Annotated in this window: 12 protein-coding genes; 11 read left to right on the top strand and 1 reads right to left on the bottom strand. The window is 69.8% G+C overall.

Annotation, left to right across the window (positions count from 1 at the left end):
- Window positions 1-17: 17 nt before the first annotated feature.
- Window positions 18-974 (bottom strand): hypothetical protein, encoded by a 957-nt coding sequence (locus ACZ6B1_RS06155; protein ID WP_468775402.1) that lies wholly within the window; start codon window positions 972-974, stop codon window positions 18-20.
- Between the two features lie 137 nt (window positions 975-1,111).
- Between ACZ6B1_RS06155 and ACZ6B1_RS06150 the strand changes: the two genes are divergently transcribed.
- The 11 genes from ACZ6B1_RS06150 to ACZ6B1_RS06100 all read left to right on the top strand — a co-directional run bounded on the left by ACZ6B1_RS06150 (window position 1,112) and on the right by ACZ6B1_RS06100 (window position 16,507).
- Window positions 1,112-3,742, top strand: a complete 2,631-nt coding sequence (locus tag ACZ6B1_RS06150) for a valine--tRNA ligase (protein WP_468775400.1) — start codon at window positions 1,112-1,114, stop codon at window positions 3,740-3,742.
- Window positions 3,743-3,859: 117 nt separating this feature from the next.
- A complete protein-coding gene (gene folC / locus ACZ6B1_RS06145; protein ID WP_468775398.1) occupies window positions 3,860-5,374 on the top strand; it encodes a bifunctional tetrahydrofolate synthase/dihydrofolate synthase in 1,515 nt (504 codons plus the stop codon).
- A gap of 10 nt (window positions 5,375-5,384) precedes the next feature.
- Complete coding sequence (locus ACZ6B1_RS06140) at window positions 5,385-5,756, top strand: DUF4233 domain-containing protein (RefSeq protein ID WP_468775396.1); 372 nt, start codon at window positions 5,385-5,387, stop codon at window positions 5,754-5,756.
- 63 nt (window positions 5,757-5,819) lie between these two features.
- Window positions 5,820-6,233, top strand: a complete 414-nt coding sequence (ndk, locus tag ACZ6B1_RS06135; protein ID WP_104780585.1) for a nucleoside-diphosphate kinase — start codon at window positions 5,820-5,822, stop codon at window positions 6,231-6,233.
- A 313-nt stretch (window positions 6,234-6,546) separates the two neighbouring features.
- Complete coding sequence (locus ACZ6B1_RS06130; protein WP_116151120.1) at window positions 6,547-7,566, top strand: rod shape-determining protein; 1,020 nt, start codon at window positions 6,547-6,549, stop codon at window positions 7,564-7,566.
- A gap of 164 nt (window positions 7,567-7,730) precedes the next feature.
- Window positions 7,731-8,672 (top strand): rod shape-determining protein MreC, encoded by a 942-nt coding sequence (gene mreC, locus ACZ6B1_RS06125; protein ID WP_468775394.1) that lies wholly within the window; start codon window positions 7,731-7,733, stop codon window positions 8,670-8,672.
- A gap of 13 nt (window positions 8,673-8,685) precedes the next feature.
- On the top strand, window positions 8,686-9,360 hold the full coding sequence (gene mreD / locus ACZ6B1_RS06120; RefSeq protein WP_468775392.1) for a rod shape-determining protein MreD: 675 nt from the start codon (window positions 8,686-8,688) through the stop codon (window positions 9,358-9,360).
- A 116-nt stretch (window positions 9,361-9,476) separates the two neighbouring features.
- Window positions 9,477-11,726 (top strand): penicillin-binding protein 2, encoded by a 2,250-nt coding sequence (gene mrdA, locus ACZ6B1_RS06115; protein WP_468775390.1) that lies wholly within the window; start codon window positions 9,477-9,479, stop codon window positions 11,724-11,726.
- Window positions 11,723-12,922 (top strand): rod shape-determining protein RodA, encoded by a 1,200-nt coding sequence (gene rodA, locus ACZ6B1_RS06110; protein WP_468775388.1) that lies wholly within the window; start codon window positions 11,723-11,725, stop codon window positions 12,920-12,922. The genes mrdA and rodA overlap by 4 nt, the downstream gene beginning before the upstream one ends.
- A gap of 53 nt (window positions 12,923-12,975) precedes the next feature.
- Window positions 12,976-14,475 (top strand): CYTH and CHAD domain-containing protein, encoded by a 1,500-nt coding sequence (locus ACZ6B1_RS06105; RefSeq protein ID WP_468775386.1) that lies wholly within the window; start codon window positions 12,976-12,978, stop codon window positions 14,473-14,475.
- 70 nt (window positions 14,476-14,545) lie between these two features.
- On the top strand, window positions 14,546-16,507 hold the full coding sequence (locus ACZ6B1_RS06100) for a TIGR03960 family B12-binding radical SAM protein (protein ID WP_468775384.1): 1,962 nt from the start codon (window positions 14,546-14,548) through the stop codon (window positions 16,505-16,507).
- Window positions 16,508-16,547 lie beyond the last annotated feature (40 nt).

Genomic DNA, 16,547 nt, shown 5'->3' with positions numbered 1-16,547 from the left:
CGTCACCGCGGCACGCGTCACGCCGGGACGCGGACCTCCTTGCGGAACTTGGCGGTCAGCTCCGCGTCGTCCGCCGGGTCGCTGCTGCGGCCCGCGGCGAGGTTCGCGATGTCCATCGGCATGACGAATCCGATGGTGCTGTGGTCACCCCAGACGCAGAACGTCATCGTGACGTCCTTCGGCCCGCCACTGGTCGAGTCGGTGGGAGCCTTCGCCTGCTGGCACTTGAGGACCGCGCCGTCGAGACCGGCCGGCTCGTACGTCTTCGGCTCACCCTGGAGAGCGACGTCCTTGCTGTCGCCGTCCTTCTGGGACTCGCTCTTCAGGTGGGCGAACATCGCGTCGACGGTCTTCTCGGGGTCGTCGATGGAGCCGTAGACGCCGCCGAACTGGAGCATCTTCTGGCTCAGCGGATTGTCCTTGTCACCCGACTGGTACTGGGCGCTGACGTCCTGGGGGTTGTGCACACCCCACTTCTCGGCGTCCTTCATGTCGTCGTCCGACATGGTGCCGCTCTTGCCGTCGGACTTCTTGTACTCGCCCAGCACCGTCGCCGGCGTCGTCAGCTTGTGCGGCCCGTCGTCCGCGACGTCCGAGCCGCTGCTGCCGCCCAGCACGAAGTACGCGCCCACCGCGATCGCCGCGACGACGGCCACCGCGCCGATGATCAGGCCCGTCTTCTTCTTGCCGCCGCCCGGAGCCGGCGGCTGCGGGACGCCGTAGGGCTGCTGTGGGTAGGCGCCCGGCTGCTGGCCGTACGGGCCCGGCTGCTGCGGCACACCGCCCTGCTGCGGGTAGCCGTACCCGGGCTGCGGCGGGGCCGGGGGAGTCTGCTGGGGGTAGCCGTAGCCGGGCTGGGGCTGGGGTGCCTGCGGCTGCTGGCCGTAGGGACCAGGCTGGCCGTAGGGACCAGGCTGCCCCGGCTGGCCGTAGGGCGGCTGCTGGCCGTACGGGCCCGGCTGGTTGTTGCTCATTTCTGGGTTCCCCCTCAGATGCTTATGTGTTCCTGACATCCTGGCGCAGGCTCCGGGGACACACGGCAGCGGGGGCCGCACCGTTACAGAACAAACGCGTTTCGGGACCACCCCGTGACACCCCTAAACTGACCCCCGTGACCGAGAACGCTCAGCAGCAGCCACCCGCGCCCGACTCCGAACTGCCGACCCAGTACGCGCCGGCCGATGTAGAGGGGCCGCTGTACGAGCGCTGGGTGGAGCGCGGTTACTTCGAGGCGGACGCGAAGAGCGACAAGCCGCCGTTCACCGTCGTCATCCCGCCGCCTAACGTCACCGGCAGCCTCCACCTGGGCCACGCCTTCGAGCACACGCTCATCGACGCCCTGACCCGCCGCAAGCGCATGCAGGGCTTCGAGACGCTGTGGCAGCCGGGAATGGACCACGCCGGTATCGCCACCCAGAACGTCGTCGAGCGCGAGCTGGGCAAGGAGGGCAAGTCCCGCCACGACCTCGGCCGTGAGGCCTTCGTCGAGCGCGTCTGGCAGTGGAAGGGCGAGTCCGGGGGCCAGATCTCCGGCCAGATGCGCCGCCTCGGTGACGGCGTCGCCTGGTCGCGTGAGCGCTTCACCATGGACGAGGGCCTCTCGCAGGCCGTCCAGACCATCTTCAAGCGGCTCTACGACGACGAGCTGATCTACCGCGCCGAGCGCATCATCAACTGGTGCCCGCGGTGCCTGACGGCCATCTCCGACATCGAGGTCGAGTACCAGGACGACGACGGCGAGCTGGTCTCCATGAAGTACGGGGAGGGGCACGACACCATCGTCGTCGCCACCACCCGTGCCGAGACCATGCTCGGCGACACCGCCGTCGCCGTCCACCCCGAGGACGAGCGCTACAAGCACCTCGTCGGCAAGCTCATCAGGCTCCCGCTGACCGACCGCTCCATCCCGGTCGTCGCGGACGAGCACGTCGACCCCGAGTTCGGCACCGGCGCCGTCAAGGTCACCCCGGCCCACGACCCGAACGACTTCGAGATCGGCCGGCGTCACGACCTGCCCGCCATCGCCGTGATGGACGAGCACGCCGTCATCACCGCGCACGGCCCCTTCCAGGGCCTGGACCGCCTCGAGGCCCGCTCCGCGATCGTCGCCGCGCTGCGCGCCGAGGGCCGGATCGTCGCCGAGAAGCGCCCCTACGTCCACTCCGTCGGCCACTGCTCGCGCTGCAAGACCACCATCGAGCCGCGCCTGTCCATGCAGTGGTGGGTCAAGGTCGGCCCGCTGGCCAAGGCCGCCGGCGACGCCGTCCGCGACGGCAAGGTCAAGATCCATCCGCAGGAGATGGAGAAGCGGTACTTCGACTGGGTCGACAACCTCCACGACTGGTGCATCTCGCGGCAGCTGTGGTGGGGCCACCGCATCCCGGTCTGGTACGGCCCGAACGGCGAGGTCGTCTGCGTCGGCCCCGACGAGCAGCCGCCCGGCACCGAGGCGGAGGGCTGGAAGCAGGACACCGACGTCCTCGACACCTGGTTCTCCTCCGGCCTGTGGCCGTTCTCCACGCTCGGCTGGCCCGAACAGACCGAGAGCCTCGCGAAGTTCTACCCGAACTCCGTCCTGGTCACCGGCTACGACATCCTCTTCTTCTGGGTCGCCCGGATGATGATGTTCGGGCTCTACGCGATGGACGGCACCCCGCCGTTCCACACCATCGCCCTGCACGGCATGGTCCGCGACCAGTTCGGCAAGAAGATGTCGAAGTCCTTCGGCAACGCGGTCAACCCGCTGGACTGGATGGACAAGTACGGCTCCGACGCCCTCCGGTTCACCCTCGCCCGCGGTGCCAACCCCGGTGTCGACGTGCCCATCGGCGAGGACTGGGTCCAGGGCTCCCGCAACTTCGCCAACAAGATCTGGAACGCCACCCGCTTCGCGCTGATGAACGGCGCCACGGTGGACGGCCCGCTGCCGGACCCGGCGAAGATGTCCGCCACCGACCGCTGGATCCTCTCCCGGCTCAACTCGGTCGTCGCCGAGGTCGACGCGTTCTACGACGACTTCCAGTTCGCCAAGCTGTCCGACGCCCTCTTCCACTTCGCGTGGGACGAGGTCTTCGACTGGTACGTCGAGCTGTCCAAGACGACCTTCCAGGCGGGCGGCGAGGCGGCCGAGGTCTCCAAGCGCGTCCTGGGCGAGGTCCTCGACGTCACGCTCCGGCTGCTGCACCCCGTCGTCCCGTTCGTCACGGAGACCCTGTGGACCACCCTCACGGGTGGCGAGTCGGTCGTCATCGCCGAGTGGCCGGCCGACAGCGGCTTCCGCGACCGCGCGGCCGAGCAGGAGATCGAGACCCTGCAGTCCGTCATCACCGAGGTCCGCCGCTTCCGCGCCGACCAGGGCCTCCAGCCCGGGCAGCGGGTCCCGGCCCGGCTGACCCTGGACGGTACGGCGCTGGCCCCGCACGAGGCCGCCATCCGCCAGCTGCTGCGCCTGCAGCCGGAGGGCGAGTCCTTCACGGCCACGGCCACCCTGCCGGTCGCCGGCGCCGAGGTCGCCCTCGACCTCTCCGGCACCATCGACGTGGCCGCCGAGCGCAAGCGTCTGGCGAAGGACCTGGCCGCCGCCGAGAAGGAGAAGGCCCAGTCCACCGCCAAGCTCGGCAACGAGGCGTTCCTGGCGAAGGCCCCGGAGAACGTGGTCGACAAGATCCGCACCCGCCTCGCCAAGGCCGATGAGGACATCACCCGAATCCAGGCCCAGCTGGACAGGCTCCCGCAGGCGTAGCGACGCGCCCGGCGCCAGTGCGGCGACCGGCGTGAACGGCAGCCGAAGGCCCCCGGAACTCCACAGCTCCGGGGGCCTTCGCCCACCCATGTCACCGCGCCTCCGTAGACTGGCACCGTGAGCGACCACCCCGGCACCAGCGACACCCCCGACCCCCTCGACGGCTTCGACGAGATCATCGAGGCCGAGACCACCCGCGACCCCGACCTCGCCGTGATCGAGGCCGGCAGCCGCACCCTGCGCACCCAGGGGGGCCCGCCCGAGGCCGACGTACCGGCCCGGCCGGAGGACCCCGAGGTCGACAGGGCCCTGCGCGAGGTCGAGACGGAGCTGGCCACCCGCTGGGGCGAGACCAAGCTGGAGCCCTCCGTCGACCGGATCGCCGCGCTGATGGACGTCCTCGGCGAGCCGCAGCGCTCATACCCCTCGATCCACATCACCGGGACCAACGGCAAGACCTCCACGGCGCGCATGATCGAGGCCCTGCTCGGCGCCTTCGACCTGCGCACCGGCCGCTACACCAGCCCGCACGTGCAGTCGATCACCGAGCGGATCAGCCTGGACGGCGCGCCGATCTCCGCCGAGCGGTTCATCGAGACGTACCAGGACATCAAGCCGTACATCGAGATGGTCGACGCCTCGCAGGAGTACCGGCTGTCCTTCTTCGAGGTGCTCACCGGAATGGCCTACGCCGCCTTCGCGGACGCGCCGGTCGACGTGGCCGTCGTGGAAGTGGGCATGGGCGGCTCCTGGGACGCCACCAACGTGATCGACGGCGACGTCGCCGTGATCACCCCCATCGGCCTCGACCACACCGACCGGCTCGGGAACACGCCGGGGGAGATCGCGGGGGAGAAGGGCGGCGTCATCAAGCAGGGCGCGACCGTGATCCTGGCGCAGCAGCCGGTGGACGCGGCGCAGGTGCTGCTGAAGAAGGCCGTGGAGGTCGACGCCACCGTGGCCCGCGAGGGCCTGGAGTTCGGCGTGGCCGCCCGGCAGATCGCCGTCGGCGGTCAGCTCCTCACCCTGCGCGGGCTGGGCGGTGAGTACGAGGAGGTCTACCTCCCGCTGCACGGCGCCCACCAGGCGCACAACGCGGCCGTGGCGCTCGCCGCCGTGGAGGCGTTCTTCGGGGTCGGCGCGCAGCGCGCGGAGCGGCTGGACATCGACGCGGTGCGCAAGGCCTTCGCGGCCGTCTCCTCGCCGGGGCGCCTGGAGATCGTACGGCGCTCGCCCACCGTCGTCCTGGACGCCGCCCACAACCCGCCGGGCGCCGAGGCCGCCGCCGAGGCCGTGCGGGAGGCCTTCGACTTCAGCCGGCTGATCGGCGTGGTCGGGGCGAGCGGCGACAAGAACGTGCGCGGGCTGCTGGAGGCCTTCGAGCCGATCTTCGCCGAGGTCGTCGTCACCCAGAACTCCAGCCACCGCGCCATGGACGCGGACGAGCTGGCCGCGATCGCCGTCGAGGTGTTCGGCGAGGACCGCGTCCAGGTCGAGCCGCGGCTGCCGGAGGCCCTGGAGGCCGCGATCACGCTGGCCGAGGAGGAGGGCGAGTTCGCGGGCGGCGGGGTGCTGGTCACCGGCTCGGTCATCACGGTGGGCGAGGCCCGCCTGCTCCTGGGAAAGGGCTGAGGAGTCCGTCGTGCGTACGCTCTGTTCATCGACGCTGATCGGCGAGTTCTTCGTCATCGGGTTCGCCGGTCTCGTGGCCATGAAGGACCCGGACCTGTCCACGTCCACGGTGTGGCTGGTCAGCGGCATCGCCATGGTCCTGTGCCTGCTGCTGTGCGGCATGGTGACCCGGCCGGGCGGCGTCGCCCTCGGCTGGGCGCTGCAGCTCGCCCTGATCGCCTCCGGCGTCTTCGTCCCGACGATGTACTTCATGGGCGCGGTGTTCGCCGCCCTGTGGTGGGCGTCGGTCCACTACGGGCGGAAGGTCGACGAGGCGAAGGCCAGGTTCGCGGCCCAGGGGGAGTCCGCGGACCCGGGCCCCTCTACACCTGACGCTGCGTAACGGCGGCGGGGACACGCCCTGTAACCTCGTGCCACCGCACATGTCAGTCGTAAGGAGCCCCTCGTGAGCCAGCGCACCCTCGTCCTCCTCAAGCCCGACGCCGTCCGTCGCGGCCTGACCGGCGAGATCATCAGCCGTATCGAGCGCAAGGCCGGCTGGCAGATCACCGCGCTGGAGCTGCGCACCCTGGACCAGGACACGCTGGAGCAGCACTACGGCGAGCACAAGGGCAAGCCCTTCTACGAGCCGCTGGTGGAGTTCATGGCCTCCGGCCCGGTCGTGGCGCTGATCGTCGAGGGTGAGCGGGTCATCGAGGGGCTGCGCGCGCTGGCCGGCCCGACCGACCCGATCGCCGCAGCGCCGGGCTCCATCCGGGGCGACTACGGCGTGATCGTCCGGGAGAACCTGATCCACGCGTCCGACTCGGAGGAGTCCGCCGAGCGCGAGGTGAAGATCTTCTTCCCGGGCCGTGCCTGAGCCGCCACCTGGCGGAATTTCCGCGAATTTTTCTGAGGGGGCGTCAGTTCCACTCGGAGCCCTGACCTGGGACGGCCGTACCTTTTCGGCCGTCCTTCGGCATATGCGTTGCCGATCGGGGGAACGTGTGCCCCCGATGGGCCGTCTCCAGAAGCGGGGCGGCCCGCCATCTGATGACAATGGCGGAGACCCTCGCGCAGTGTTCGTGCAGGCGCGTTTACGATGGAAGCCTTCACGTCACAGCACCCGCCTCGCCGACCTGATATGCCCTCAAAAGCCCAGGAAGGCCAGATGAATCCGGATGGGGAACTCAATGTCGTTCATCGGCCGTGACATGGCTGTCGACCTCGGGACCGCCAACACGCTGGTGTACGTCAGGGGTCGCGGCATCGTGCTCAACGAGCCGTCCGTCGTCGCCATCAACACCAACACCGGTGGCATCCTCGCGGTCGGTGCCGAAGCGAAGAAGATGATCGGCCGCACGCCGGGCAACATCGTCGCCGTGCGTCCGCTGAAGGACGGTGTGATCGCCGACTTCGAGATCACCGAGCGGATGCTGCGCTACTTCATCCTGAAGATCCACAAGCGGCGGTACCTCGCCCGGCCGCGGGTCGTGGTCTGCGTGCCCTCGGGCATCACGGGCGTCGAGCGCCGCGCCGTCATCGAGGCGTCCTCCCAGGCCGGCGCCCGTCAGGTGCACATCATCGAGGAGCCCATGGCGGCCGCGATCGGCTCCGGTCTGCCGGTCCACGAGGCCACCGGCAACATGGTGGTGGACATCGGCGGCGGCACCACGGAGGTCGCGGTCATCTCGCTCGGCGGCATCGTCACCGCGCAGTCCATCCGGGTCGCGGGCGACGAGCTGGACAACGCGATCATCCAGTACATCAAGAAGGAGTACAGCCTCCTTCTGGGTGAGCGCACGGCCGAGCAGATCAAGATCACGATCGGTTCCGCGTACGAGCTCGACGCCGACGAACACACCGAGGTGCGCGGCCGCGACCTGGTCTCCGGGCTGCCGAAGACCGTGGTCATCTCCGCCGCCGAGGTGCGCAAGGCCATCGAGGAACCGGTCAACGCCATCGTCGACGCCGTCAAGACGACCCTCGACAAGTGCCCGCCGGAGCTGTCCGGCGACATCATGGACCGGGGCATCGTGCTGACCGGCGGCGGCGCCCTGCTGCGCGGCCTGGACGAGCGGCTGCGGCGCGAGACCGGAATGCCGATCCACATCGCCGAGGACCCGCTGGACAGCGTGGCGCTCGGCTCCGGCAAGTGCGTCGAGGAGTTCGAGGCGCTCCAGCAGGTTCTGGACGCCCAGCCCCGGCGATGACAGGACTGCCCGAATCCGCCGTACGGGACGATCCCTCTCGTACGGCGGGTCGTTGACATAGAGGCACAAGCTCCCGCAATTGGGCCCCCAGGATTTGCGCTTCTCCACGGGCGCACCACCGGGGGTCCCAGAATTCCACTCGAGGAAGGGCACGGCCGCCGCACGTGAGGGACACGAAAGAGAGCCGGCTGCTCCTGGTCCTGCTGATCGCCATCGCGTTCGCGCTGATCACGGTGGACATCCGAGGGGGCCGGAACTCCCCTGTCGACGGCGCCCGGCAGGCCGCCGCGGCGGCGTTCGGCCCGATCGAGAACGGGCTGTCCTCAGCGGTCGACCCGGTCGGCGACGCCGTCTCCGCCGTCCGCGACTCCGGCACCCGCCACGACCGGCTGGCCACATTGGAGAAGGAGAACGCGGCCCTCAAGGCGAAGCTCGGCAGCGACGACCGCAACCGCAGCCGCCTCAACCAGCTCGACAAGATGCTGAAGATCGCCGGCGAGGGCCAGTACGGCATCAAGGGCGCCCAGGTCATCGCCATAGGGTCGGCGCAGGGCTTCTCCTGGACCATCACCATCGACGCCGGCGCCAACGACGGCATCGAGCGGGACATGACCGTGCTGAACGGTGACGGACTCGTCGGCCGGGTCACCACCGTCGGCCCGGACACCGCCACCGTCCTGCTCGCCAACGACCCCGACTTCACCGTCGGCACCCGCATGGAGAGCAGCGACGAACTCGGCTTCGCCTCCGGCCAGGGCGACCGCCCGCTGCGGGTGGAACTCCTCAACGGCAAGGCCGAGGTGAAGAAGGGCGACCGGCTCGTCACCTTCGGCTCCCAGGCCGACAAGCCCTTCGTGCCCGGCGTCCCGATCGGTGTGGTCTCCCGGATCGACCCCTCCGGCAGCGGCCTCACCCGCACCCTCTACGTCACCCCGTACGTCGGCTTCACCAAGCTCGACGTCGTCGGCGTGGTCGTCCAGGGCCCGAAGCGGGACCCGCGCGACGAGGTCCTGCCGACCAAGCCCAAGCCGACACCGACGCCGACCGTGACCGTCACGGTCAGCCCCTCGGCCGGTACGCCCGACACCAACGAGCAGCAGCAGTAGGAGCTGAATCCCCATGCGCCTCAACCGGATCCTGCTCTCGATCGCGCTGGTCGTCGTCGCCCTGGTGATCCAGGTGAGCGTTCTCGCCCGCCTGCACCTGCCGGGCGCCGTCCCCGACCTGCTGCTGCTCACCGTCCTCGGCCTCGCCATGGTGTACGGCCACGTCGGCGGCGCCCTCGTCGGCTTCGGCGCCGGACTGCTCGCCGACCTCGCCCCGCCCGCCGACCACGCGGCCGGCCGCTACGCCCTGGTGCTGTGCGTCATCGGCTACTTCGCCGGACTCGTCAAGCCGGAGAGCGGCCGGCTGAAGTCCGCGACCGGCCCGATGGCCGTCGTGGTCGCCGCCGCCGTCGGCTCCACCCTGCTGTACGCGGGCGTCGGCGCCCTGGTCGGCGACACCGCCGCCCGCCATGTCGGCCTGACCGGGCTGCTGTTCTCGGCCGCACTGTACGACCTTCTGCTGGCCCCCTTCGTGGTCCCCGCGATCATGTGGCTGGCCCGCCGGGCCGACAACGACCCGCTCGCCGAGACCGGCCCCGCCGCCAAGGCCGGCGACATCTCCTCCGGCTGGCTCTCCTCCGGCACCGGTCTGCGCCTCGGCGGTCAGCGCGGACTCGGCGCCCTGAAGGCCAAGGCCCGCACCCGCTCCACCAGGGTCGGCCGCATCAAGGGGGTCAAGCGGCTGTGAAGGCAGCAGAGTTCACCCGAACGGGGCGATCCCGGGGGAACGGCGCCGCACCGGCGGATCGTTCATCATTCGTCAGCGCCCAGACGTCAGCGCACTGAGAGGGGGAGACAGCCGCAGTGACCAACATTCCCGAGACCGGACGGACCCCACGGGTCCAGATCCGCCTCGTCGTCATCCAGATCCTCGTCCTCTCCCTCCTCGGCACCCTCGGCGGCCGCCTGTGGTACCTGCAGATCCGTGAGGGCGCCGCGTACCAGAAGGAGGCGTCCGGCAACCACGTCCAGCAGGTCGTCGACCCCGCCGTGCGCGGCGACATCCTCGACGCCCGGGGCGTGCCGCTCGCCGACAACGAGACCCGCCTGGTCGTCTCCGCCTCCCGCACCGACCTGCTCAAGCAGGCGGACGACGGCAAGGCCGTCCTCACCAAGCTGGCCGGCGTCCTCGGCATGAAGCCCGCCGACGTCATGAGCAAGGTCCGGCTGTGCGACGCGGAGACCCCGCAGCCCTGCTGGAACGGCTCGCCCTACCAGCCGATCCCGATCACGGACGAGGCCACCGCCAAGCAGGCCCTGCAGATCCGCGAGCGCGCCGAGGACTTCCCCGGCATCACCGCCGAGCCGGAGGCCGTGCGCCGCTACCCGGGCCCGGGCAAGTCCAACACCTCCCAGGTCCTCGGCTACCTCTCACCGGTCACGGACGAGGAGATCCAGAAGGCCAAGGACACCGACTCGCCCTACCTGCGCTCCGACATGGTCGGCCGCTCCGGCCTCGAGCGCCAGTACGACAAGGTGCTGCGCGGCAAGGCCGGCGTCACCCGCTACGAGGTGGACAACCTCGGCCGGGTCATCGGCAAGGCCCAGTCCGACGCGGCCGAGTCCGGCTCCAGCCTGGTCACCAGCATCGACTCCAGGGTGCAGCGCGTCGCCGAGTACGAGCTGGACAAGGCGATGAAGGTCGCCCGCCAGCAGTACGACAAGATCACCGGCGAGAACTACAAGGCGGACTCCGGTGCCGTCGTGGTCATGGAGGCCAAGACCGGACGGATAGTGGCCATGGCCTCCGCACCGACCTACGACCCGAACGTCTGGGTCGGCGGTATCTCCGCCAAGGACTACAAGGCCCTCACCGGCAAGAACTCCGACTACCCGCTGCTCAACCGGGCCATCCAGGGCCAGGCCGCGCCCGGCTCGACCTTCAAGGTGGTCTCCACGGCCGCCGCGGTCGAGGCCGGTTACCCCTTCGACGGCCGCTACCCCTGCACCAGCTCCTACTCCGTCGGCAGCCAGGTCTTCAAGAACTTCGAGGGCGAGAACTTCGGCCCCATCTCCCTCGGCCGCGCCCTCGAGGTCTCCTGCGACACCGTCTTCTACGGTCTCGCCGACAGGGAGTGGAAGCGCGACGGCGGCATCAACCCCAAGAAGGGCAAGCCGAAGGACTACTTCTACAAGGCCGCCCACCAGTTCGGCCTGGGCAAGGAGACCGGCGTCGACCTCCCCAACGAGGTCACCGGACGCGTCCCGGACCGCCAGTGGAAGCTGGACTACTGGAAGGCGAACAAGGACGCCTGGTGCAAGTCCGGCAAGAAGGACGGCAGCTACGTCGAGAAGATCGCGTACGAGAACTGCCTCGAGGGCAACAAGATGCGCGAGGGCGACTCGATCAACTACTCCATCGGACAGGGCGACACCCTGGTCACCCCCATCCAGGAGGCCGCGATCTACGGCGCCGTCGCCAACGGCGGCACCATGTACCAGCCCACCATCGGCAAGGCGATCGTCAGCGCGGACGGCAAGAAGATCACGGAGATCAAGCCGAAGAAGAACGGCAGGCTGCCGGTCTCGAAGGCCACCCTCGCGGGCATGAACGACGCCTTCGCCGGCGTCATCACCCGCGGTACCGCCGCCTGGAAGTTCGGCGGCTGGCCCCAGGACAAGATCGCGCTGCACGCCAAGACGGGCACCGCCGAGGTCTACGGCAAGCAGACCACCTCCTGGCTCGCCACCTACTCCAAGGACTACACGGTGATCATGACGATCGCCCAGGCCGGTACGGGTTCCGGAGCCTCCGGTGAGGCCGTGCGCAACATCTACAGCGCGCTCTACGGCGTCGGCGGCGACGGCTCCATCGACAAGAAGAAGGCACTGCTGCCCGAACCGCAGAAGAGCCTGCCCAAGGTCCGCACCGACGGCACCATCGCCTCCCCAAAGGTCGCCGGCGACCCGGCCAAGGACGTCGAGGCCTCCCAGAAGGACAATCCCAGCAACGACGACGGCCAGACCCCGGCCACCTCGCCCTCGCCCACCACGGGCAACCGCGACACCCGCAGGCGCCACCGCGGGAGGGGAAGCCGGAGGATGCCCACATGACCAGCGCCAACAGCTTCTCCGTCTCCGGTTACGGACCCGAGCGGGCCGGCTGGACCAGACTCTTCGCCCGCGACTCACTGGCCCGCCGGCTCGACTGGCCGATACTGCTGTCGGCACTCGCCCTCTCGGGGATCGGCTCGCTGCTGGTCTACTCGGCCACCCGCAACCGCACCGAGATCAACCAGGGCGACCCGTACTACTTCCTGCTCCGGCACCTGATGAACACCGGCATCGGGCTCGCCCTGATGATCGGCACTCTCTGGCTGGGCCACCGCGCCCTGCGCAACGCGGTGCCGATCCTCTACGGCCTGTCCGTCTTCGGCATCCTCGCCGTGCTGACCCCGCTGGGCTCCACCGTCAACGGCGCCCACTCCTGGATCGTGCTCGGCGGCGGCTTCTCACTGCAGCCCTCGGAGTTCGTGAAGATCACGATCATTCTGGGCATGGCCATGCTGCTCGCGACCCGCGTCGACGCCGGCGACAAGAAGTACCCCGACCACCGCACGGTCCTGCAGTCCCTGGGCCTGGCCGCGGTACCCATCCTCATCGTGCTGCTCATGCCCGACCTCGGATCGGTCATGGTCATGGTGGTCATCATCCTCGGCGTACTGCTCGCCTCCGGCGCCTCCAACCGCTGGGTCTTCGGCCTGATCACCGCCGGCACCGTCGGCGCGATCGCCGTCTGGCAGCTGCACGTCCTGGACGAATACCAGATCGCCCGCTTCGCCGCCTTCGCCAACCCGGACCTCGACCCGGCCGGCGTCGGCTACAACACCAACCAGGCCCGCATCGCCATCGGCTCCGGCGGCCTCACCGGCGCGGGCCTCTTCCACGGCTCGCAGACCACCGGCCAGTTCGTCCCCGAACAGCAGACGGACTTCGTCTTCACGGTCGCGGGCGAGGAACTGGGCTTCGTCGGCGCCGGACTGATAATCGTCCTCATGGGCATCCTGCTGTGGCGCGCCTGCCGCATCGCCCGCGACTCCACCGAGCTGTACGGCACGATCGTCGCCGCCGGCATCATCGCCTGGTTCGCCTTCCAGGCCTTCGAGAACATCGGCATGACCCTCGGCATCATGCCCGTCACCGGCCTGCCCCTGCCCTTCGTGTCCTACGGCGGCACGTCGATGTTCGCGGTATGGATCGCCATCGGCCTCCTGCAGTCCATCAAGGTGCAACGTCCGATGTCCGCATGAACCGACCGCACGAAAGGGGGACTGAGCAGGCCCATCGCGGCTAGATTCTGTTCATGGCGGATACGAAACGCGAGATCGAGCGCAAGTACGAATCCGATGAGGGCCGGCTGCCCGACCTGACAGGCGCCGGCAAGGTGGCGGACGTCCTCGACAAGGGCCTGGTCGAGCTGGACGCCACCTATTACGACACCGCCGACGAACGCCTGGCCGCCGCCTCCCTCACCCTGCGCCGCCGCACCGGCGGCTCGGACGACGGCTGGCACCTGAAATTCCCGGTCGCCCCCGGCGTCCGCGACGAGATCAGGGCACCGCTGTCCGACACCGTCCCCGACGAACTGGCCGCCCTGGTCCGCTCCCGCGTCCGGGGCGCCGAACTGGTCCCCGTCGTCCGGCTACGCTCCGCACGGGACGTACGCCACCTGGTCGACGCCGACGGCACACTGCTGGCCGAGGCCAGCGTCGACACCGTCACCGCCGAACGCCTCAACCGGGCCGGCGGCACCACCCGGTGGACCGAGATCGAGGTGGAACTGGCCGACGACGCCGACCCGGCCCTCCTCGACAAGGTCGACAAACGCCTGCGCAAGGCGGGCGTCCGGCCGTCCACCTCACCCTCCAAGCTGGCCCGGGCGCTGGAGCAGACCGGCGGCACCCGCACCCGGTCCGCCAAGCCCGCACCGCCCGTGACCGCCGGCGACCACGTTCTCGCCTACCTGCGTGCACAGCGCGACGAGATCCTCGACCGCGAACCCGCCGTCCGCCGGGACATCCCGGACTCCGTCCACCGGATGCGGGTCGCGACCCGCCGTATGCGCAGCACCTTCCGCACCTTCCGCACGGTCCTCGACCCCGCCGTCACCACCCCGGTCGCCGCCGAGCTGAAATGGCTGGCCGGCGAGTTGGGCGCCGACCGCGACCAGGAAGTACTGGCGGAGCGCCTCACCACCGCCCTGGACGACCTCCCGGCCGACCTGGTCCTCGGCCCCGTGTCCCGCCGGCTCTCCTCCTGGGCCGACGCCCGGCACGGCAGCGCCCGCGGCCATCTCATCGCCATCCTCGACTCCGCCCGCCAGCAGGCCCTGCTCGACACCCTCGACGCCCTCCTCGCCGACCCGCCACTGCGCGGGAAGGCCGCCGGAAAGCCCGCGAAGGTGCTCGCCAAGGCCGTACGCAAGGACCTCGCCAAGGTCGCCCGCCTGATCACCCACGCGCTCGACCTGCCACCCGGCCAGGAACGCGACGTCGCCCTGCACGAGGCCCGCAAGAAGGCCAAACGCACCCGCTACGCAGCGGAGGCCGCCATCCCGGCCCTCGGCGCCCCGGCCACATCCCTGGCCAAGTCCATGAAGTCCCTCACCTCCCTGCTGGGCGACCACCAGGACAGCGTCATGGCCCGGCACACCCTGCGTGAGCTCGCCGCGGTCGCCCACGCGGCGGGGGAGAGCACCTTCACCTACGGCCTGCTGTACGGCCGGGAGGAGCAGCGCGCGGCAGCGGCGGAGGCCGAGCTGCCCGGCCGCTGGGCGAAGATCAAGTCGAGGGCGTCCGTCTGAGCGTACGGGGGAGCCCTCCGCGCGGGTTACGCTGAATGGTCACCCCTGTCAGCTCATGAAGGTTCGCGAGATGCCTGTCGAGTCGGTTTTCCCGCAGCTCGAAGCTCTGCTCCCCCACGTGCAGAAGCCGATCCAGTACGTCGGCGGAGAGCTCAACTCCACCGTCAAGAACTGGGACGAGTGCGACGTCCGCTGGGCGCTCATGTACCCGGACGCCTATGAGGTCGGACTGCCCAACCAGGGCGTCATGATCCTCTACGAGGTACTCAACGAGCAGGAGGGCGTCCTCGCCGAGCGCACCTACAGCGTGTGGCCGGACCTCGAGGCGCTGATGCGTGAGCACGGCGTCCCGCAGTTCACCGTGGACACCCACCGCCCGGTGAAGTCGTTCGACGTGTTCGGTCTCAGCTTCTCCACGGAGCTGGGCTACACGAACATGCTGACGGCGCTGGACCTGGCCGGGATCCCCCTGGAGTCGAAGGACCGGGGCCTGGACGACCCGATCGTCCTGGCCGGCGGCCACGCGGCCTTCAACCCGGAGCCGATCGCCGACTTCATCGACGCGGCGGTCATCGGCGACGGCGAGCAGGCCGTCCTCGACATGACCCGCGTCATCCGCGAGTGGAAGGCGGAGGGCCGCCCCGGCGGCCGCGAGGAGGTCCTCCTCCGCCTGGCGAAGACGGGCGGCGTCTACATCCCCGCGTTCTACGACGTGGAGTACCTCCCCGACGGCCGTATCGGGCGTGTCGTCCCCAACAGGTCCGGCGTCCCGTGGCGTGTCTCCAAGCACACGGTCATGGACCTGGACGAGTGGCCCTACCCCAAGCAGCCCCTCGTGCCGCTCGCCGAGACGGTGCACGAGCGGATGTCGGTCGAGATCTTCCGCGGCTGCACCCGCGGCTGCCGCTTCTGCCAGGCCGGCATGATCACCCGCCCGGTGCGCGAGCGTTCGATCACCGGCATCGGCGACATGGTCGACAAGGGCCTCAAGGCGACCGGCTTCGAGGAGGTCGGCCTCCTCTCCCTGTCCTCGGCGGACCACTCGGAGATCGGTGACATCGCCCAGGGCCTGGCCGACCGGTACGAGGAGGACAAGATCGGCCTGTCGCTGCCCTCCACCCGCGTCGACGCCTTCAACATCGACCTGGCGAACGAGCTGACCCGCAACGGCCGCCGCTCCGGCCTCACCTTCGCCCCCGAGGGCGGCTCGGAGCGCATCCGCAAGGTCATCAACAAGATGGTCTCGGAAGAGGACCTGATCAGGACCGTTTCCACGGCGTACGGCAACGGCTGGCGCCAGGTGAAGCTGTACTTCATGTGCGGACTGCCGACGGAGACCGACGAGGACGTCCTGCAGATCGCCGACATGGCGACCCACGTGATCCAGAAGGGCCGCGAGGTCTCCCGGTCGAACGACATCCGCTGCACGGTCTCGATCGGCGGCTTCGTCCCGAAGCCCCACACCCCCTTCCAGTGGGCGCCCCAGCTCTCCGCCGAGGAGACCGACGCCCGCCTCGAGAAGCTCCGCGACAAGATCCGCGGTGACAAGAAGTACGGCCGGTCGATCGGCTTCCGCTACCACGACGGCAAGCCCGGCATCGTGGAGGGCCTGCTCTCCCGCGGCGACCGCCGCATCGGCGCCGTCATCCGCGCGGTCTACGAGGACGGCGGCCGCTTCGACGGCTGGCGCGAGCACTTCTCCTACGACCGCTGGATGGCGTGCGCGGACAAGGCCCTCGCCACCTTCGGCGTGGACGTCGACTGGTACACCACCCGCGAGCGCACCTACGAGGAGGTCCTCCCCTGGGACCACCTCGACTCCGGCCTGGACAAGGACTGGCTCTGGGAGGACTGGCAGGACGCCCTCGACGAGACCGAGGTCGAGGACTGCCGCTGGACACCCTGCTTCGACTGCGGCGTCTGCCCGCAGATGGACACGTCCATCCAGATCGGCCCCACCGGCAAGAAGCTGCTGCCCCTGACGGTCAAGAACGCGGGCCCGGCGCCGGCGTCGAGCGGTCACGCGCACTGAGCGAGGACGCCGGCCGTGCCGCTCCGGACTTCCGGCGGAC

The organism is Streptomyces sp. NPDC041129, from assembly GCF_055592265.1.
This window is presented reverse-complemented; position numbering and strand designations above follow the sequence as displayed.

What these genes read in the sequence shown, in the direction of transcription:
- ACZ6B1_RS06155 (WP_468775402.1), bottom strand. Translation starts at nt 974, where the DNA reads ATGAGCAACAACCAGCCGGGCCCGTACGGCCAGCAGCCGCCCTACGGC.
- ACZ6B1_RS06130 (WP_116151120.1), top strand. Translation starts at nt 6,547, where the DNA reads ATGTCGTTCATCGGCCGTGACATGGCTGTCGACCTCGGGACCGCCAAC.
- mreD (WP_468775392.1), top strand. Translation starts at nt 8,686, where the DNA reads ATGCGCCTCAACCGGATCCTGCTCTCGATCGCGCTGGTCGTCGTCGCC.
- rodA (WP_468775388.1), top strand. Translation starts at nt 11,723, where the DNA reads ATGACCAGCGCCAACAGCTTCTCCGTCTCCGGTTACGGACCCGAGCGG.
- ACZ6B1_RS06105 (WP_468775386.1), top strand. Translation starts at nt 12,976, where the DNA reads ATGGCGGATACGAAACGCGAGATCGAGCGCAAGTACGAATCCGATGAG.
- ACZ6B1_RS06100 (WP_468775384.1), top strand. Translation starts at nt 14,546, where the DNA reads ATGCCTGTCGAGTCGGTTTTCCCGCAGCTCGAAGCTCTGCTCCCCCAC.